This is a genomic window from Planktothrix paucivesiculata PCC 9631 (genome assembly GCF_900009265.2).
Lineage (GTDB): Bacteria > Cyanobacteriota > Cyanobacteriia > Cyanobacteriales > Microcoleaceae > Planktothrix > Planktothrix paucivesiculata.
This window is the reverse complement of record NZ_LR735025.1, coordinates 19758-39409: the sequence shown is the minus strand read 5'-3', so window position 1 is coordinate 39409 and position 19652 is coordinate 19758. Positions and strand designations below refer to the sequence as shown.

22 protein-coding genes are annotated in these 19652 nt (G+C 41.1%); 13 read left to right on the top strand and 9 right to left on the bottom strand.

Translation table 11 applies throughout. From position 1 onward, the window contains the following. Positions 1-34: 34 nt before the first annotated feature. The 7 genes from PL9631_RS20360 to PL9631_RS20335 all read left to right on the top strand — a co-directional run bounded on the left by PL9631_RS20360 (position 35) and on the right by PL9631_RS20335 (position 6559). Positions 35-1027 (top strand): glycosyltransferase family 2 protein, encoded by a 993-nt coding sequence (locus tag PL9631_RS20360; RefSeq protein ID WP_083623204.1) that lies wholly within the window; start codon positions 35-37, stop codon positions 1025-1027. 1 nt (position 1028) lies between these two features. Beyond that, a complete protein-coding gene (locus PL9631_RS20355; RefSeq protein ID WP_083623202.1) occupies positions 1029-1895 on the top strand; it encodes a sulfotransferase family protein in 867 nt (288 codons plus the stop codon). An 84-nt stretch (positions 1896-1979) separates the two neighbouring features. Further along, positions 1980-2963 carry a glycosyltransferase gene (locus PL9631_RS20350; protein WP_083623200.1) on the top strand — a complete coding sequence of 328 codons (984 nt, stop codon included), beginning with the start codon at positions 1980-1982 and terminating at the stop codon, positions 2961-2963. Positions 2964-3047: 84 nt separating this feature from the next. Continuing rightward, positions 3048-3299, top strand: coding sequence for a glycosyltransferase family 2 protein (locus PL9631_RS27215; protein WP_331281279.1), 252 nt, complete (start codon positions 3048-3050; stop codon positions 3297-3299). 30 nt (positions 3300-3329) lie between these two features. After that, positions 3330-4034, top strand: coding sequence for a glycosyltransferase family 2 protein (locus PL9631_RS20345; protein ID WP_331281278.1), 705 nt, complete (start codon positions 3330-3332; stop codon positions 4032-4034). A gap of 580 nt (positions 4035-4614) precedes the next feature. Further along, complete coding sequence (locus PL9631_RS20340) at positions 4615-5205, top strand: serine O-acetyltransferase (protein ID WP_083623198.1); 591 nt, start codon at positions 4615-4617, stop codon at positions 5203-5205. A 49-nt stretch (positions 5206-5254) separates the two neighbouring features. Next, on the top strand, positions 5255-6559 hold the full coding sequence (locus PL9631_RS20335; protein ID WP_083623197.1) for a PQQ-dependent sugar dehydrogenase: 1305 nt from the start codon (positions 5255-5257) through the stop codon (positions 6557-6559). Positions 6560-6774: 215 nt separating this feature from the next. Here PL9631_RS20335 and PL9631_RS20330 read toward each other — a convergent pair whose 3' ends face one another. Next, positions 6775-7500: a winged helix-turn-helix domain-containing protein gene (locus PL9631_RS20330; RefSeq protein WP_083623195.1), complete on the bottom strand. Its 726-nt coding sequence runs from the start codon at positions 7498-7500 to the stop codon at positions 6775-6777. Positions 7501-7877: 377 nt separating this feature from the next. Here PL9631_RS20330 and PL9631_RS20325 point away from each other — a divergent pair, with 377 nt between their 5' ends. Further along, positions 7878-9743 (top strand): DUF7507 domain-containing protein, encoded by a 1866-nt coding sequence (locus tag PL9631_RS20325; RefSeq protein ID WP_083623193.1) that lies wholly within the window; start codon positions 7878-7880, stop codon positions 9741-9743. Between the two features lie 99 nt (positions 9744-9842). Here PL9631_RS20325 and PL9631_RS20320 read toward each other — a convergent pair whose 3' ends face one another. The 7 genes from PL9631_RS20320 to PL9631_RS20290 all read right to left on the bottom strand — a co-directional run bounded on the left by PL9631_RS20320 (position 9843) and on the right by PL9631_RS20290 (position 13956). Next, positions 9843-11453 (bottom strand): B12-binding domain-containing radical SAM protein, encoded by a 1611-nt coding sequence (locus PL9631_RS20320; protein ID WP_083623191.1) that lies wholly within the window; start codon positions 11451-11453, stop codon positions 9843-9845. Positions 11454-11678: 225 nt separating this feature from the next. Further along, positions 11679-11798: a photosystem II reaction center protein J gene (locus PL9631_RS20315; protein ID WP_071782612.1), complete on the bottom strand. Its 120-nt coding sequence runs from the start codon at positions 11796-11798 to the stop codon at positions 11679-11681. Positions 11799-11957: 159 nt separating this feature from the next. Further along, positions 11958-12077 carry a photosystem II reaction center protein L gene (locus tag PL9631_RS20310; RefSeq protein ID WP_071782613.1) on the bottom strand — a complete coding sequence of 40 codons (120 nt, stop codon included), beginning with the start codon at positions 12075-12077 and terminating at the stop codon, positions 11958-11960. Between the two features lie 10 nt (positions 12078-12087). Beyond that, positions 12088-12225: a cytochrome b559 subunit beta gene (psbF, locus tag PL9631_RS20305; RefSeq protein ID WP_083623190.1), complete on the bottom strand. Its 138-nt coding sequence runs from the start codon at positions 12223-12225 to the stop codon at positions 12088-12090. Between the two features lie 21 nt (positions 12226-12246). Then, positions 12247-12495: a cytochrome b559 subunit alpha gene (gene psbE, locus PL9631_RS20300; protein WP_083623188.1), complete on the bottom strand. Its 249-nt coding sequence runs from the start codon at positions 12493-12495 to the stop codon at positions 12247-12249. Between the two features lie 98 nt (positions 12496-12593). After that, a complete protein-coding gene (locus tag PL9631_RS20295) occupies positions 12594-13601 on the bottom strand; it encodes a photosynthesis system II assembly factor Ycf48 (protein ID WP_083623185.1) in 1008 nt (335 codons plus the stop codon). 25 nt (positions 13602-13626) lie between these two features. Continuing rightward, a complete protein-coding gene (locus tag PL9631_RS20290) occupies positions 13627-13956 on the bottom strand; it encodes a rubredoxin (protein ID WP_083623183.1) in 330 nt (109 codons plus the stop codon). Positions 13957-14211: 255 nt separating this feature from the next. On the opposite strand from PL9631_RS20290, the gene ndhC reads away from it, so the two are divergent. The 5 genes from ndhC (at position 14212) to PL9631_RS20265 (ending at position 19155) form a co-directional block, all read left to right on the top strand. Next, on the top strand, positions 14212-14574 hold the full coding sequence (gene ndhC, locus PL9631_RS20285; protein ID WP_083623181.1) for a photosynthetic/respiratory NAD(P)H-quinone oxidoreductase subunit C: 363 nt from the start codon (positions 14212-14214) through the stop codon (positions 14572-14574). A 14-nt stretch (positions 14575-14588) separates the two neighbouring features. Further along, the gene (locus PL9631_RS20280; protein WP_156090647.1) at positions 14589-15311 is read left to right on the top strand and encodes an NADH dehydrogenase subunit K; all 723 of its coding nucleotides are present in this window, start codon (positions 14589-14591) and stop codon (positions 15309-15311) included. After that, the gene (locus PL9631_RS20275) at positions 15304-15807 is read left to right on the top strand and encodes an NAD(P)H-quinone oxidoreductase subunit J (protein WP_083623177.1); all 504 of its coding nucleotides are present in this window, start codon (positions 15304-15306) and stop codon (positions 15805-15807) included. The genes PL9631_RS20280 and PL9631_RS20275 overlap by 8 nt, the downstream gene beginning before the upstream one ends. Positions 15808-16037: 230 nt before the next feature. Then, positions 16038-17648, top strand: coding sequence for an SdrD B-like domain-containing protein (locus tag PL9631_RS20270; RefSeq protein WP_197046453.1), 1611 nt, complete (start codon positions 16038-16040; stop codon positions 17646-17648). 244 nt (positions 17649-17892) lie between these two features. Continuing rightward, entirely contained in the window at positions 17893-19155 is a 1263-nt protein-coding gene (locus PL9631_RS20265; protein WP_083623173.1) for a M16 family metallopeptidase, read from the top strand. A gap of 51 nt (positions 19156-19206) precedes the next feature. Here the strand turns inward: PL9631_RS20265 and nuoK are convergent, their stop codons facing one another. Then, complete coding sequence (gene nuoK / locus PL9631_RS20260) at positions 19207-19518, bottom strand: NADH-quinone oxidoreductase subunit NuoK (RefSeq protein WP_083623171.1); 312 nt, start codon at positions 19516-19518, stop codon at positions 19207-19209. Between the last annotated feature and the right edge of the window lie 134 nt (positions 19519-19652).

The following is a 19652-nucleotide window of genomic DNA, read 5'->3' as shown; positions in this document are numbered from 1 at the left end:
CTATAAAAATTGACCCATAACCTAGGAGCAACTAATGGAGGAAATTCAAGTTCAAAACAATAGTTTAGTTGAGAAGGTTCGGTTAGCTATTGTGATTATTAATTATCGAACCCCTCAGTTAGTAATTGATTGTTTAAAATCCCTAGAAAATCAGGTTGAATTAGAACATGATCGGGTTATTATTGTTGATAATGCCTCTGGGGATAATTCCGTTGAACTTCTGCAACAAACAATTATAGATAATCAATGGTTTTCTTGGGTCAAACTCCTAGCTTCTCCTGTGAATGGAGGATTTTCCGCCGGGAATAATTTAGGCATGAAAGCCATTGAAGCCGAGGCTTATTTATTGCTCAATAGTGATACCATTGTCCGACAGGGTGCAATTTCATCTCTACTCCACGCTTGGAAAACCCATCCCGAAGCCGGAATAATTAGTCCCCGCTTAGAATGGCCCGATGGCACACCCCAAATTAGTTGCTTTCGCTACCATTCCCCTATTAGTCAATTGATTGATGCGGCTGCCACAGGGCCAATTACAAAACTATTCCAACAGTATGACGTTCCTATCGCCGTCTCTAATACACCCTTTGAACCAGAATGGACAAGTTTCGCTTGTGTTTTAATTCGCCAACAGGTGATTCAACAAATTGGTCTTATGGATGAGGGCTATTTCATGTATTTTGATGATGTGGATTACTGTCGCCGAGTCCATCAAGCGGGTTGGCAAATTCTCCACTGGCCAGAGGCGAGGGTAGTGCATTTGCGCGGCGGTAGTGGTTCAGTTAAAGCGGATATGGCGGCGCAGCGGCGTCCTCGTCCCTATCTCTATGCCTCTCGTTCTCGATACTTTGCCAAATTTTATGGCATTACAGGCTTATGGTTAACAAATCTCCTCTGGTTAGTTGGTCGAAGTTTGTCTTGGGTTCGGGAGTTAGTCGGGAACAAACAACCCCATACTTGCGAATTTCAAGGTCAAGATATTTGGATCAACTGTCTGACTCCCTTAAACCCATCTCAACAAGATTAATATGAACAAAACTCCTGATTTTATTATTATTGGTGCGATGAAATGTGCCACCAGTACCCTTCATGAACAATTGGCTTTGCAACCCGGGATCTTTATGAGTAAACTTAAAGAACCTAACTTTTTTAGTAATAATGAAGAATACCAAAAAGGCTGGAATTGGTATCTATCCCATTTTGCATCTGCACCTATAGAGGCATTATCTGGAGAGTCCAGCACCCATTATACTAAATTACCAACTTATCCCGAAACCATTCAACGCATTAAACAGCATTTACCCCAAGCTAAATTTATTTATGTGATGCGACATCCGATTGATCGTTTAGTTTCTCAATATATCCATGAATGGACACAAAAAGTCATTTCAGAAGATATTAATACAGCCATTACTAACCATCCCGAATTAATTGATTATAGTTTCTATACTATGCAGCTTCAACCCTATTTTGAAACCTTTGGCAAAGAACGGGTTTTACCAATTTTCTTTGAACGAATGCTCTCCCATCCCCAAGAGGAACTCGAGCGAGTTTGTCAATTTATTGGCTATGCAAAAAAACCGATTTGGAACTTTGAACTAGAGGCTCAAAATGTATCCCAGGAACGCATAAGAAAAAGTGTCTGGAGGGATATTTTAGTCGAAACTCCGGGTTTGCGAGAATTGCGACGGTTGTTGGTTCCTAAATCCTTTCGGACTAAAATTAGAAGTTGGTGGGCAATGAAACAAAAACCGGAACTTACTCCAGAAAATTATGAGAAATTACAATTGATTTTTGATCGGGATTTGACGGTTTTAGGAACACAGTTAGGGGTTGAACTATCCTGTAACAATTTTAAATCAATCGTAAAAAATCGGGCTTTTAATTGGGTTTAAAAAACTTTCTTTGGGGTTAGTTAGTATCTTTCTCTGACCCCCAACAACACTTAATCAAAAAACATCAAATCAGGAGGTTGAATTTTGAATAGAATTGGATTAGTTGCCATCGGGCGCAATGAAGGTGAACGGTTACGGCAATGTTTATCTTCAATTGTTGGAAAAGTTGAAAATGCCGTTTATGTTGATTCGGGTTCCACGGATAATTCTGTGGAAATAGCCAAATCCCTCGGTGTAGATATTGTAGAATTAGACCTATCTATTCCGTTTACCGCAGCCCGAGCTAGAAATACCGGATTTCAATTTTTACTCCAAAATAATCCTCAATTAAAATATGTTCAATTTGTTGATGGAGACTGCGAAGTTGTTGAAGGATGGTTGGAAAAAGCCGAACAAAAATTAGAAGAAAATTCTGATCTAGCAGTAGTTTGTGGACGGCGACGAGAACGCTATCCAAATGCTTCAATTTATAACCGTCTTTGCGATATTGAATGGAATACTCCCATCGGTGAAACAAAGGCCTGTGGTGGGGATGCCATGATGCGAGTTCAAGCCTTTCAAAAGGTATCGGGATTTAACCCCAAATTAATCGCAGGAGAAGAACCAGAATTGTGTGTTAGACTCCGACAAAAAGGATGGAAAATTTATCGTTTAGATGCTGAAATGGCTCTCCATGACGCTCAAATGACCCGGTTTAGTCACTGGTGGAAACGCAATTTAAGAGCAGGTTATGCTTATGCAGAAGGAGCTTATTTACACGGAAAACCCCCGGAAAACTATTGGGTAAAAGAAAGTCGTAGTATTTGGTTCTGGGGATTAATCGTTCCTATCCTGGCCTTAATTCTAATGTTACCAACCCATGAATTAAGTTTGCTATTATTTCTAGCCTATCCTTTATTAATTTATAAAATATATCAATATTATAAAAATATCGGATTTTCTAACCAGGATTCGGCTTTATATGCAGTTTCTTGTATTTTTGCCAAATTTCCAGGTTTATTCGGACAAATCAAGTTTTACTTTAACCAAACCTTGGGACAATCTAACCCATTAATTGAATATAAGTAAGAAAAATATCTGTTGAATGTTGACTGAATTGAGCGAAAAAATCAGACCTTTTATCAAACAGATTGAGTTAAGGACTATCTAATCATGGTTGATTCCCCCGTAATAAATCATTCCTATCCCCTATTAGTTGTCATTGTCAATTATCGAACAGCCGCCTTAACTATTGATTGTTTATACTCCTTAGTTAATGAAGTTCAGGCTTTACCAGGTACAAAAGTTATTGTTTCCGATAATGCTTCTGGCGATGATTCTATTCCTAAAATTCAAGCAATTATTGATCAAGAAAAATGGGGAGATTGGGTTTCTTTAATTCCCTTAGACCGCAATGGGGGCTAAGGATTTGGCAATAACGCTATTATTCGACCTGTGATAGAATCCCAGAATTGTCCCCCCTATTTTCTGCTCCTAAATCCTGATACTATTGTGCGTTCAGGAGCTTTAACAAAACTGGTACAATTTATGGAAGAAAATCCTGATATTGGTATCGCCGGAAGTCGTTTAGAAGACCCGGATGGTACACCCCAACGTTCTGCTTTTCGGTTCCATAGTTTGTTGGGAGAATTAGATGGCGGACTGCGCTTAGGATTCGTTTCTAAACTATTAGAAAAATGGGTGGTTGCTCCTCCAGTTTCCGATATTTCTTGTCAAACCGATTGGGTTGCTGGAGCCAGTATTATTGTCCGTAATACTGTATTTGAAACTATTGGTTTTATTGATGAAAATTATTTTATGTATTATGAGGAAATGGACTTTTGTTTACAGGCAAAAAAAGCCGGTTGGAATTGTTGGTATGTTCCCGAAAGTCGAGTAGTTCATTTGGTCGGACAAAGTTCCGGTGTCACTAATACAAAATCTCCTCCAAAACGCCTCCCTCAATATTGGTTTGATTCCCGCCGATACTATTTTAAAAAAAATTATGGTCAACTCTATGCAGGCATAACTGATATTATTTGGATACTGAGTTTTATTACTTGGCGAGTTCGTCACCAACTGCAAAATAAACCGGATTCTGACCCCCCTCAATTATTACGGGATTTTATTCGCCATAGTGTTTTGCTCAAAGGTAGTTAAATTCAAACAACGACCGACAACCTGATTTTTTGGATATTGTCACTTACTGCATAAATTGTTATTTTTGTCAAGATAGCTGTGGAGGGCTGAACCTTCCTTTCCCAAAACTCGTGCATCGCAGGACATAAATTTAGTCAGGAAATCAAGATATTTGACGAGATTGTAGGGGTTGTAGCCTCTGTTTTTGCTTGTAGACACAACAACCCCTTGGACTATATTTCTTATAGTCTACCAGAAGTCCGATGCTGTCGTCAACTATTTGAAAATTATTTTCAATAAAATGTCAATATTTCCTGACAATCTTTTAAAAAACAAATCAATTAGTCAAAATTGATTAGAAAAAATTAAGATTAATCTCCCGTATGGTCGGTTTGGCTCATCCCTTTGTACTCAAGTAACATTCAAGTATGTTTTAGAAATGTATTGTAAATTATCTGAGTTCGTGTTAGATTACAATTATTAGCCTAAAGTCACAAAATCAAATTGCTGTACCCCAGATTTTAGGCTGTCGCCCAGAACAAAATGAGTTTGTCATGATAATTTTGACAAACTCACCCCAATCAATATTTTTTAGGTGGATATGAATACAGCACAAAAGATTGAGATTCAACAAACAGAAACTCCAAACCCGCAGTTAGGACTTTGGGAGCAAATTAAAGAAGATTGGATTGCTCACGAACGAGATTGGACGAAATCAGGGTTTCAAGCAGTTGCAATTCAACGTTTTGGTCGGTGGAGAATGACAGTTAAATCTCTAATTTTTCGCGCTCCTTTGAGTATTATTTATCGAGCTTTATATCGCAAAGTTCGCAATACCTACGGAATAGAATTACCCTACACCGTTGAATTAGGTCGCCGTGTGATTTTTGAACATCAACATGGGATAGTTATTCATGGCAATAGTGTGATTGGTGATGACTGTATTATTCGCCAAGGAGTGACTTTAGGAAATCGTTATTTAGATACACCTTTCGATGCGCCCAAGTTAGGAAAACGGGTTAATATTGGTGCAGGAGCCAAGATTTTAGGCAATTTAACCATCGGGGATGATGTTTGTATTGGAGCCAATGCGGTTGTGCTTTCGGATGTGCCATCCGGTCAAACTGTTGTGGGAATTCCAGCTAAAATAATTCCTTCAAAATCTTCTCCCCATCCATCGCCGAGGTTGTAGTATTCTATCATGGGTTTGAGCATAAATAAATGATTTGGGATTGCTATATATGTTTAAGTTGCATTATTTTCGGTTATTGTTTGTGGGATTATTAATAGCTTGTCAACAAAATAGCGATATTTCTGAGCGTCCATCCCCCACAATTTCCGTGGCGACTGAACCACCTAAACCCATTATAACAAAACCCCTATCCCCCCAACCGATTCGGATTAATTTAGAGGAATTACCTCAACCTTTCCATAGTGATAGTGCATCTAAACCCCCAGAAGTTATTCCCATTCCTAATAACCCAGTTTTAAATGTTCCCCCAGGATTTAAAGTTAATATATTTGCGGAAAATTTAGATAATCCCCGGTGGTTAGCGTTAACTCCCGAGGGTGACGTATTAGTGACAGAAACCAAACAAAACCGCATTCGGTTATTAAGAGATACCAACCAAGATGGCGTAGCCGATGAAATTAAAACTTTTGCAGATAGCAAAAATGGCTTAAATATTCCCTTTGGCATGGCATTTTCACCCGGTTATTTTTTCCTGGGAAATACAGACGAAGTTAGACGTTATTCCTATAATAATCAAGAGCAACTGACCGGAACAGGAGAAAAAATAGCGGAGTTACCTGGAGGGGGATATAACCAACATTGGACGCGCAATGTTATCGTTTCTCCTGATAATCAAAAGCTCTATGTTTCCATTGGTTCAAAAACAAATGTAAGTGAAGAAAACCCTCCCCGGGCATCAGTTCAAGTGATGAATTTAGACGGGTCTAATCAACAAACTTTTGCCTCTGGACTCAGAAATCCTGTAGGGTTAGATTTTCAGCCAGAAACCAACGAATTATATACAACCGTTAATGAACGAGATGGGTTAGGGGATGATTTAGTTCCTGATTATTTCACCCGTATTCGTCCAGGGGAATTCTATGGCTGGCCCTATAGTTATTTTACCCCGAATAATCTTGATCCACGTCATGTTCAAAATGGTGAAAGTGTACGCCCTGATTTAGTTAAGCAAACCCTAAAACCAGATGTTCTGTTTCAAGCCCATTCCGCAGCTTTAGGATTACAATTTTATGACGGTAACACTTTCCCAGAACCCTATAAAAATGGTGCATTTGTAGCATTTAGAGGCAGTTGGAACCGGAACAGGGGAACAGGATATAAGTTAGTATTTATTCCTTTTAATCAAGGTCGCCCTCAAGGATATTATCAGGAGTTTTTAACTGGATTTTTAGTTAATCCTGCTATTCCTGAAACCTGGGGTCGTCCGGTGGGTTTATTAATATTACCCGATGGAAGTTTGATTTTTACAGAAGAAAGTAATGGTCGGATTTATCGGGTTCAATATGCTCCCTAAGTTGGGTTGAAAATAAGCGGTTAAGAATTGAAACCACACCATCTAGCTTGATCATTCTTTTGTACAATTTATTTAAACTTGCTAATTAAAAAACTGTAGGGGTTGAGTCCCTCTAAACCCCTACAATACAATATTACAGATTGCTATAGCGATCGCCATCACGATTAGCGCAGGGATTCGGAGCAAAAGCGGCAATGATAGCCTATAAGATCTTCCTAACAACCCTGGCAATTGCTATAAATCATCTGTTCAGAGGCATCTTCAAAGAATACCAAGACCATTTGTTTTCCTGAATCCCCTATATCTTGATCTTCATCGGTGATGACATATAAGTTAATATATTCGGGTCTTTTAGGACGACAAGCCCTGGCAATTCCCTTGATTGTAAAGGTTTTATCCTCTTTTTTTCTCATTTCATAAAAGACTTCTTTCAGACCTATTAATTCTGGAAAGGGATTTCCCACATAAACTCCCACTTGAAGATGTTGGGGATAATCGCAATAATAAATCAAATTGGGTGATAGATATTGAATGATAAATTGATCATCGATCACTAAATACTCTATTCCTTTAACACTTAGGAGATTTTGGAAGCTAGAAACTGAGGGTATGGGGGAATTATGTTCTTGACTTGTATTGTTAATAGCCGGATTTAATCTATAGCCCATCCCATAAACATTTTCTATGATATCTTCAGAATATTTGACTTTTTTAAATGCTTTCCTGATACCTTTGATATGAGTTCTTATGCTACTATAAGTTGGAATATGATCCATATCCCAAAGCCGATCAATTATGAAATCATAGCTTAAGATATACTTGGGGTTTTTTAAAAACAATAATAATAATTGGTATTGTTTGGGATATAAGTCAACAATTTCACCCCGATAAGTTACTCTACATGAATCCGTATCTACGGAGATTTGACAAGGTAATAACATATTCTTATCCTCGAAAAAAATAAATTAAAAAAAGATTTTGATAAAAATTGGAAAGTTTAGGTCTACCTAAAAACTTTTTAGGCTTCATTTTCTAATACTTATATACTCAATTCTAAAGCAATATCTGTACTTAATCCGATATATTAACTTGATTGCGGTGTTCTTGTGCTTTCTTATACATTGGCAAGATTGCAACCCATAAATCCTGATTTTTATTCCTGTAAATTATAAAAAAATTATTAAATTCTGGTTAAAATTCTGTATTTATCCCTATTTACACAAAGTTTACACAGTTGCTTCGTAATCTTAATAATCAAAGGGTTCCGTAAAAATACGGAAGCGATAAATAAGATAAATAATAACTAGAGGATAAAAACATGACTTTAACAACCTACAACACAACTTTTACAGAGCAAAATGGCTCTAGCAACGAATTGATTGATCTTAAGATCGAATACGGTGCTGACTTCACGGGCGATCAATTCGACGACATCAAAATTACACTTGCCCTCGACCCTACCTCTCAGTCTGGTACAGAGGATATAGTTGGCTTGGCGTTCGACATTCAGAACGATGCTGTTAGTGATTTGAAGATCGTGGAACCGATCACAACGGCTCTCACTCCAGGCGCGACTTCTTCTTTAAGTCTCACCCCAGTATTAAAAGGTATAGCTGCCAATAATGTAGGCGATCGTTATTTGTATGACTTTGACTTATCCACAAATGGTGGCAACGCATTACCACCCTATGATGTTGGTGTTCAGCTTAACAATCAGGGATTGGGAGATGGTCAAGTTCAGAGTACGACATTTGTTCTGACATCATTATCAGGTGCGAATAGCCTCGATGCAGAGCAACTACTCGAAAATACAGACTGGTGGATACGACTACAATCCACAAATTCTGGAGGTTCCAGTGCCAAAACGGGTGGACATCTTGGAGATATACCTACCCCTGGTACTTTTACTCCGGCTCCCGCTATTGCCATTAATAAAGTCACCAATGGAGTTGATAATTTACAAGTCTTAGCAGGTAGTGATGTAACCTGGACTTACACAGTTACTAATCCTGGTAACGTTCCATTGTCTAACGTATCATTAACAGATGACCAACAAGGTCAAATCACTAATTTAACTGATGGTGATGATGGTAATCAAATATTAGATCCCGGTGAAACATGGGTTTATACAGCAACAGGAATTGCTGGTATTGGTGACTACAGTAATACGGGTACAGTCGCAGGTGACTACAACGGAACACCTGTAACCGCTCAAGACCCCAGTAATTACTTTGGAGCTAATCCTCAAATTCAGATTAATAAAGTCACCACTGCTAATACTGCTACTGGAGTGCTAACAGGTGACAATCTGCAAAATGTTCTTCTTGGTAGTCCCATTACTTGGACTTACACTGTTACTAATACAGGTAACGTTGCTCTCTCTGGTGTAAATGTAGATGATAACAAGTTAGAGTCAGCCAATGACCCCGTATTTAATTCAGAACTTTCTGGTAATGGTGATAAAATCTTTGATGCAGGCGAGGTTTGGAAATACACAGCCACTGGAACTGCAATACCAGGCAACTACAGCAATATTGGTACAGTTACAGGTGGTTTCACCGATAGTTTAGGCAATACAACACCAGTCAGTGGTGCTGATGGTAGTGGCTACTCTAGTGAAAAAGGTTTAGGTAAAACCCCTGGTTTCTGGAAACAATCACAACATTTTCAGTATTGGCCTGTGCCTTACAAAACTACCGACAAATTTAGTACAACCTTTGGTGTCAGTACAACCAGTGCTACTACGTTCAAGTATGGCGGTTATGATTGGTTTAATGACAGTCTGTTAGGAGCTTTAAGTGCAGAAGACCTAAAAGGCAGTACGGGCTCTAATGCGGTTAAGCTCAACGGAAATGTAAGTGCTCTGGGTCGTTCAGCTACGGCGGCTTTATTGAATGCTACCAGTGATGAGTTAAATAACAATGTCAAAGGCTCTAATATTAACTACATCATTGATCCAACTCTGTTATTACCAGAAGTTGTAACATTTCTTAGCACCAAAGTAGATGGAATCTTCGACGCAAACCTGGGTAAAACTGTTGGAGGAGACAGCATCATTAGCTCTCTGGAAGTGATCAATGCTGTTAAAGATGTTTTCACTCTTGGTGGCGGGCTTTATGGTGCATCTGATGTTAACAGTCTCGCCAAAGCCTTTGACGCCATGAATAACATGGCTGGTGGCTAATTACCCATCAGTAGGTACGAAGAAACAAAAGTATGTAAAGAAGATCAATAAAATTTTCATTACATACTTTTAGATTTGCCCGAAGTGCGTGGGCTTTGCTTATGAACCAGATAGAGAATCTGCGAGGTGTTTTTTTAGGGTGGCGACGGGTAAGGGCCCTTGAAGATGTTCCCAAGGTAAGACTTGATCTAAATCCCAATTTTGGTTAACATAATATTCCATAGTGGGTAATTGTCCCCGTAATTCTTTGAAGGCGCGGCGATAACTTCCTAGGGATTCTCCATAGTTTCTAACTAATTCTAACAGACGGGAAAGACGGCGATCGCCCCTGGAAAGTAGAGCTTGAATTACTGACCATTTATAACTTTCGGGTCTAAAATCTATCCCATGGGATTTTAACTGTTTTTCTAATAATTTCAGGCGTTTTTCGGCATCTGGATTCACCCCAAACCATTGAAAGGGAGTATGGGATTTCGGTACAAAGGTACTACAACCCAAGGTTAATCTAAAGCCTGGGGCTGATTTTTTTAAGGCTTTCATTAGGTCTACGGTGGCTTGTACATCCTCTAATTCTTCCCCTGGTATCCCCACCATCCCATAGATTTTCATGCCCTGTAAACCGCCATTTTTAGCGTTAATAATCGCTTGCAGAATTTCCTGATTTTCTAATTTTTTATTAATAATTTTTCGCAGGCGATCGCTACCAGTTTCAACGGCAATTGTCAAGGTGCGAGTCTCTCTTTTTGCTAAGGTTTTTGCCAGTTTTTCGGTAACGGTATTTGTTCTAACTGAAGCAATACTTAACCGCACATCATCATATTTCGGTTGGGTTAAATAGTCTAATAATTGATCAAATTCAGGATGTTGTGTTACCGACGCCCCTAATAAACCTAAGCGTCTTGTTACTTGTAGTCCCTTTTCAATTGCTGGAATTAATGATGCTTCTAAACTAGCAGTTCTAAAGGGTAAAGTCAAATAACTGGCTAAACAAAAACGGCACATTTCAGGACAACTACGAACCACTTCTACCATATAAATATTCTCCCAAGCGGCTTTTTCTGTCACTACCGTTGAAGCGGATAGAATATTGCCCCGATAGGTTTGTTTTTGGACTTGGGAAGGAATACTAGAATCTAGGGGTTTAATCTCTTGAATTTCGCCTTCTAAACTGTGATAAGATACTTGATATAAACTGGGAATATAAATTCCTGGAACCTGTGCTAAATGTCGTAATTGAGTTAGGCGAGATTCATTACGAACCTGTTGATAAGCGTCGATGAAATCACCTAATAAATTTTCCCCATCCCCGAGTAAAATAATATCAAAAAAATCGGCAAAGGGTTCGGGATTAGCCGTTAATACGGGGCCACCTCCAAAAATTAAAGGATGTTTTTCGGTTCTTTGAATAGAACGTAAAGGAATATTTAAAAATTCTAAACGCTCAAAAATATTGACATAATCAAGTTCCCAAGAAAAGGAAAAACCTACCAGTTTAGGCTGTTGGGGTAAGGGTTCATGTACATCCGTAAATAGACGACTTACTTCCACATCGGAACGCATGGCTAAGGTTGCCCAAACCAGTTGATAACCTAAACTGGTAATCCCTACTGTATATTCATTGGGAAAGGCAAAAATAATCGGAATAGCATCTAAATTAGAGGGCGTCGGAGTAAAAAGTAAACGTTCAGCATCAAAGACAGCAGCACTCACAGAATTAATCAAAAAACACTCCTTGAAAGGTATAGCAGGGAACACCGGAACACCGGAAAAGAGAACATTGAACCGCTACGCCTACGCGACAGCTATATTTTTATTGTAGCGGAATCACAAAAAATCCCACTCAATTAAAAAGAGCGGGATTTTCTGATCAATATGAAAGTGATCTATAAATAGGGTAGAAACGCGATATATCGCACCTCTACACCTACATCGGTTTTAGAAGGAAGAACCTATACCCACATAGGAACCATAGAAAAACAAACCAACTACCACTAAAACGCCAGTTCCGGCAACAGTGGCGACTAACCACAAAGGAAGTCTACCTGATTGCAACACAATTATTACCTCGTGAATTCAAAGTTTAATTGACACGGGATTTTAGATTTTGGATATGGGATTTAGGATAAATATTTTAGAAAAAATATGTTTCTTCAATCAACGTTCGCGAAGCGTCACGAAGTGAATCCAAAATCGTTAAATCGAGAAAAAATCCAGTTAGTTAAAGAAATAACTGGAGAACAAAATACCCACAACAAAAACCAACAGCAAACCTAAATAGAGTGAAGTTCTGTTCAACTCCACAGGTTGGCGATTAGGATTATTACTGCGATCCATAGTTAGTCTCCTATCGTTGAATAAATTGCATAGCCGCGATCGCACCTAGGAAAAAAACCGAAGGTACTGCTAAAGTATGAACTGCTAACCAACGAACACTAAAAATTGGATAACTTATGGGTTCATTGGAACTACTACCCGTTGCCATCTTATTAAACTCCTATGTTAACTATTTACTCGTAAAATCGCCAATTTGTGATTTGCTACTAAAGCGATCGCTTACAATCGGAAGTTCCTGCCGTTGTTGAGTAAAATACTCATCGGGGCGAGGAGTTCCAAAGGTGTCGTAAGCCAGACCCGTGCTGATAAACAGCCAACCCGCAATAAATAAAGCCGGAATAGTAATACTGTGAATTACCCAATACCGGATACTGGTAATAATATCCCCAAAAGGACGCTCTCCAGTTGTACCTGACATCGTTAAATCTCCTCAAGGAACGGTTAACACTTAAATCTAATGATACGGGAGCAGGGAATGTGGAACAAGCCTACTCCATGGATTTCCTCCGAATCGGTTTAAGCCGTTTTCGGAGTAGAACCCTGATAACGGAGTAAAGCCCCCCGTTGACCCAGGACATAACCCTGTTCCGAGTCCAGGAACTTAATTTTGTAAAGGTTAGACGGGACGTTTTGCACTGACCCATCTTTTTGCCAAGTTTTCCCCCCATCCAAACTACAGAGGAGGTTTCCACTACCACCACTAACCCAAATTTCCTCTGGGGTGCGATAGGCTAAATCCAAAAATCCCCAACTGGTTGAATATTCAGGGTTAATGGGTTCACCCCACTCAGTCGCATTTTCTGGGTCAGTAAACCGCAATTCGCCCCCACGGGCAATCATCCACAGACGACCATCCTGACCAAAACCAATTTTCTCTAATCGCTTAGAACTAAAACGATTATGGGGTTCCCAGGCTTGAGATCCGGGTTCCCAAGTCGAGTAAAAATTGCCCTTCGCGGAAACGCTGATATAGCGACCATCCTCAGCCCGGGATAAATTTCTGACAAAACCCACCGCATCTTCAACCAGGGCTGTCCAAGTTTTCCCGCCGTCTTCGGTTTGGTAAATTGCGCCCAAATCCGTAGTCATTTCCGCAGTATTGGGACTCAGGGCCTCAATACTATAGGGGCCTCCGGGTAACTTGGCATTCAGAAGAATCCGATCCCAAGTTTCACCTTCATTGGTCGTATGGAGCAGAATCGAGGGAAGTCCCACAATCCAACCCTCAGCCCCATTAAAGCTAATGGAGTTAAAGCGAACTTTTTCTCCGCCTAAATCCAGTTGTTTGACGTCCCAATGGTCACCGCCATCAGTCGTTTCCAGTAGCGTAGCATCACTCCCCACAACCCAGCCCCGTTGGGGATTAGTTCCGGTAAAGGCAATATCAGCTAAATTGGCTTGGGTTCCCGTGGCAACCACTTCCCAGGGGTTGTAACTGAGTTCGGGTAAGTATCGACAGCTAACACAGATGAGAGATACTGTCAATACTATAACGATTTTTTTCAGAAATTTAACAATGTGCATCGGATTCAATGAAATTTTAACTCCCTCAACTTAAGCCATACAAACTCATAAAAAACAAAAATCCTAAGGCCAATGCCCCAAAAATCAGGAGATTTTTTTGCTCGGCGGTCAGGGTATTTACCCCCAAACCAAAACCTTGATTTTCCTCAAACCCCGAGGGGTTTTCCTGAGAACCAATATTGATAAACTGGCTGGAGGGAGCGCCACAAACCGGACAACGCCACTTTTTCGGCACATCGGTAAACGCTGTTCCCGCCGGAACATTGGAACTCCCTTTAGTTGGCTCGTAGACATAGCCACAAGCCCTACACTCATGGCGATCAAGAACCTTAACTTCTGTGGCTGGATCACTCATAACTTCAAAACCGGATGAGTTTGAGATTATTAAAATAACTATTAAATAATATTACAAAATTTGAGCAAATCACAACCGACCTTCCGACATTAGGATCAACAACCGACTTGGATTAATTATCCCCACCTATAGGGTTACACCCCCAAAGTTGCCTAAGTCCCGTTGAAGATTTCCCCGTTACATCGAAGATTAACGGTGGGAGTATGTCAAAATGTAAAAAATCAGTTACAAACCTAGAGCGATCTGTGATTTATTGTGTTTGTTCTTAGTGGCTACGAATACTTTTTAGGCTTCCTAATCTTATGCAGCCTAGTTCCCGTCCTGGCTTTGAGCGCTTCCAAGGTCTTAGGGCCTAAAAGTCGCAGGGGTGTCCGTCACACCACCTATGAGTCAGGAAACGAACCCATTGGAGGAGCATGGATTCAATTCAACATCCGATACTATATGTTCGCCTTGGTGTTTGTCATTTTTGACGTTGAAACCGTGTTTCTCTACCCTTGGGCCGTTGTCTTCCACAATTTGGGACTCTTGGCTTTTATTGAAGCCTTGATTTTTATTTCAATTCTAGTCATTGCACTGGTTTACGCCTGGCGTAAAGGTGCTTTGGAATGGTCATAAAAAGTGATAAAACCATGACTCAAAGCGTTTCACCCGAAATGGAAAAAATTATTAATCCCGTTGAGCGACCCCAAGTGACTCAGGAACTCTCGGAAAACGTGATCCTGACCACGGTGGATGATCTTTATAACTGGGCCAGGCTGTCTAGCTTATGGCCGCTGTTGTACGGGACAGCCTGTTGTTTTATTGAATTTGCGGGTTTAATTGGTTCTCGGTTTGACTTCGACCGTTTCGGTCTAGTACCCCGGTCTAGCCCTCGGCAAGCGGATTTATTAATTACCGCCGGAACCATTACCATGAAATACGCCCCGATTTTGGTGCGTTTGTACGATCAAATGCCCGAACCTAAGTATGTGATTGCGATGGGTGCTTGTACAGTGACCGGGGGGATGTTTAGTATGGACTCTCCCTCGGCGGTGCGGGGTGTGGATAAATTAATTCCCGTAGATGTTTATATTCCCGGGTGTCCTCCCCGTCCTGAAGCCATTATTGATGCAGTGATCAAACTGCGGAAGAAAGTGGCTAATGATTCCATCCAGGAGCGGGCCAATCTCCAACAAACCCATCGCTATTACACCCGTCCCCACAACATGAAACCTGTGGAGCCGATTTTAACGGGTAAATATTTGGTGACCGAATCCCGTCAGGTTCCCCCCAAACAGTTGACCGAAGCAATGGGAGGGGCAATTCCCCCAGCCTTAATTGCTGAACCAGCCCGGGAGGAAAAACGTGGATAGTCCTGAAGCTCCCCTCGTTGAAGTCGGGAAAGTCTCCCAGTGGTTGAGTGAAAATGGTTTTGAGCAAGAATCCCTTGGCCCGAATGCCATGGGAGTAGAAATCATTAAAGTTGATCGAGACTACTTGATTCCCCTTGCCACTGCCCTGTATGCTTACGGATTTAACTGCTTACGTTGTCAGTGTGCCTACGACGCTGGCCCTGGGGATGCCCTTGTCAGTGTTTATCATTTAGTCAAGATTGATGATGATGTGGAACAACCGCAGGAAATCTGCGTCAAGGTCTTCGTTCCCAGGGATGATCCCAGAGTCCCTTCAGTCTACTGGATATGGAAAGCAGCCGATTTTCAGGAGCGAGAATCCTACGATATGTATGGTATCGTCTACGAAGGTCATCCTAATCTGAAACGGATTCTCATGCCTGAAGATTGGGTGGGTTGGCCTTTAAGAAAAGATTATATCTCTCCTGATTTCCATGAGTTGCAAGATGCCTATTAGGGGCAAGGTGTAATTCAATCTGGCGATCAAAATTGCCAGATCCCTAGGAAGTCTGATATAGTTGCCTACGATAATGTAGAATTCATATCTTGCTTGGACTGGATACACCCTGGTGATTCCGATTAAGGGTTGTAGTTGAAGGTTGAGCACGGGGTTCTACCCTAATTCAAACGGAATCAGTCTAAGTTTTCGATGCGTTTCGCAATTCACTCTGGTGGAGGAGTCAAATCGTGAGTACTCTCAACGGTACAACATTTAATGATATTAATTTCAACGGCATCTTTGATGCTGGAGACGCGGGACTGCCTAATGTCACTGTCTTTTTAGATAGCAATGGCAATGGTTTACCTGAAGGGTTAGAACAGGTTAGTGTCACCGACATTAATGGTATTTATTCGTTTCCTAACCTGGCAGCAGGAAGTTACGTCGTAGGACAAATTGTTCCTCCAGGTTTCACTCGCTCAACTCCGGCAAATCCAGTTGTCCTGACCGGAGGAGCTGATCTAGCTACATTTAATATTGCCAATACCGGAGGCTTTACTCCTATTGTTCCGTCTTTGACCGGAAACATTAGTGGGGCTGTCTTTGTAGATAACAACCTACTGGGTCTCTACAACTACGCCTATGACGATAAGGGCAATCTCGTTACCTATAACAACACCAACGTCTACGACGTTAATGGCAACCTGGTTGTCAATCCCAATGGGTTTTCCGCTCTGAATCAGGTATACGATCCCTTAGTGGATGCCACCTTACCCAGGGTTCCGGTCTACATTGACCTCAATAATGATGGTTTCCTGAATGCTAACGAACCCAGAACCCTCACCAACGAAGCCGGGTTCTATAACTTTAACGCTTTACCTGCTGGCTCCTACCTGTTGAGAATTGCTCAACCTTTTGATAAGGCAGATGGAGGAATATCTATTCTGGGTGATTTAGAAACAACCAATACTCCATTAGTTGTTGATGTCTTTGCCGGCGCAACCCGCAACCAAGTGGATCTTGGAGTTGTGGTTCCCAATAGTGTTTACGGTAAAGTCATTAATGACCTCAATGGCAATGGCTTCCCAGAAGCTACAGAACCCGGAATTAACGGGATTACCGTCTTTGTCGACTCTAACGGAAATAACTTCTTTGACTTAGGCGAAAAGTCTACGGTCAGTGGTATTGATGGAGCCTACATTATCAAAGGCTTAAATACGGACGTTGGCCAGCAATCGAACGAAGTCTTGGCTCAAAATCCCTATCTCGCCTACCAACTTTTAGTTGATCCTCTTTCTGTAGCTAACTCCTTCCCTGTGGCTTCAGTTCCCCCAACCACCGCCTACGTTAGAACATCACCGCTGCCCGGAGCCACCATTGATGCTCCTGTGATTCCAGGCGGTTCGGCTCAGGCTAACTTCCTGTATACATTTGCTCCGACATCCACTGCCGTCTTACCCGACAGCATTACCGGATTTGTATTCAATGATCTCAATGGTGATGGCATTGTTCAACCGGGTGAACCTAACCGCTCTGGAGCCGAAATCTATGTTGACTTGAACAACAACTCCAAGCTAGATTCTGGTGAGCCGACTTCAATTACCGATACGGCTGGTTCCTTTGGTTTCTTGAACCTTCCCACTCCTAACGATTATGTTGTGCGGACAACGGATGATTTCCTCACCACCGCCGTTCCTAATGTCATCTTAGGCCCCGGTCAAGCCTCACAGCTTGCTATCGGTCTGTCTACCTTTGAACCGAATCCGGCTATTAACCAAAACGCTTTGGTTCCTATTCCCGGAGTTCCAGTCGTTAACCAAAACGTCTTTGTTCCGACTCCGGCATTCCCAATTGTCTAAATTGGGTGATGGATTGATTGATCAATCTGTTTAATTAATCTTCATCCTAGAGAAGCAATAACCCTTAGAAGTGGTTAAATTCTTCTCTAGGATGATATTTTTTGGCAGGGTACAAGTCTTCCCTGTTCCCTGTTCCCTGTTCCCTAGCGCTATAGGAATTTTGTATCCAGGTACTCAGATTTTGTTTACTACTGCTGATTAATTTGGAGTAGGCTAAATTAAGTGGAGTTTAACTTAAAATAATTTGTCTCAAGTTTTGACAACTTCAACGTTTCCCGCCAGAACTTTTAAGCTAAACAATGGTTTAACGGTGATTCATCAGCAGATGACCGCTACCCCGGTTGTGGTTGTGGATGTTTGGGTCAGGGCGGGTGCCATTTACGAACCGGATATGTGGTCAGGGATGGCACATTTTTTGGAACACATGATTTTTAAAGGCACAGATTGGATTGGGCCGGGGATGTTCGATCAAGTGATTGAAAGTTGCGGCGGTGTCGCCAATGCTGCTACCAGTCACGATTATGCTCATTTTTATATTACAACCGCCGTTCAGTATTTAGAGGAAACCTTAAACGCCCTGGGGGAGTTGCTGCTCCATGCTAGTATTCCCGATGGTGAGTTTAATCGGGAACGGGATGTGGTTTTAGAAGAAATTCGTCAGGCCCAAGATGATCCCGACTGGCTGAGTTTTCAAGTCTTAATGGAAACGGTATATGAACGTCACCCCTACAGTCGTTCGGTTTTGGGAACAGAAGCCAAATTAATGGAGCGAGCACCCCATGAAATGCGACGATTCCATCAATGTCGCTACCAACCCGACAATATGGCGGTGGTGATGATTGGGGATGTGACCGAACAACAAGCCCTAGATTTGGTAAGTCAGGCTTTTGGTAATTTTTTACCCCCAACCACTTACACCCATCTTTATGAAGTGGTGCAACCCCGAATTAAGGGAATTCATCGACGAGAACTGCGTTTACCCTATGTTGAAGAAGCCCGTTTAACCTTAGCTTGGACTGGGCCAGGGGTGGAAAAATTAAGACAGGCCTATGGACTAGATTTGCTTTCCTCGGTGATTGCTTCAGGAAGAACCTCTCGATTAGTCCAAAAACTCCGGGAAAAACTCCAACTTGTCCATGATATTTCTAGTGACTTTTCCTTACAACGGGAGTCCAGCTTATTTACGATTAGTGCTTTATTAGAACCTGGACATTTGAAAAAAGTAGAAGCCTTGATTTGTGAAGAAATTAATCAGTTAAGAAACGAGCTAATTTCCGAATCCGAATTGAGGAGAAGTCAACGGTTTCTCTGTAATGACTATGCGTTTTCAACGGAGACTCCCGGACAATTAGCGGGACTATATGGATATTATTTTACCGTCGCAGAACCGGAGATATCGGTAACTTATCCGGCTCAAATACAATCTTTTGACCCTTTAGAATTGCAAGCTGTTTTGAAGGAACTGCTGAATTTAGAAAATTATGCCGTGATGGTGGTTCAAGCCTAGGATTTAAAGATTAACATATTGATTTTGTTGATCCTTAAATCCTAATTAGGTTTACCACTTTAACATATTAAATTCTTCCATATCTATGGTATCCCGGTTCCGATAAATCGCCAGAACAATGGCTAAACCGACGGCCGCTTCAGCCGCAGCCACGGTAATTACAAAGACGGTGAAGACTTGACCCCGAATATTGGCAGAATCTAAAAAATTAGAAAATGCCATTAGGTTCAAGTTGACCGCATTTAATAACAATTCAATCGACATCAAAACTCGAACGGCGTTACGGCTGGTAATTAACCCATAGATTCCAATACAAAACAGAGCCGCCGCTATTAATAAAAAATACTCCAGTTGTAATTGCATAACTCTCTATTTGTCTCCGATTTTATTTTAATTCAAAAGTAAGGAAATGGAATGGGTAATTACGAATTACGAATTACGAATTACGAATTACGAATTACGAATGGGTAATACTTCGACTTCGCTCAGTAACAGGG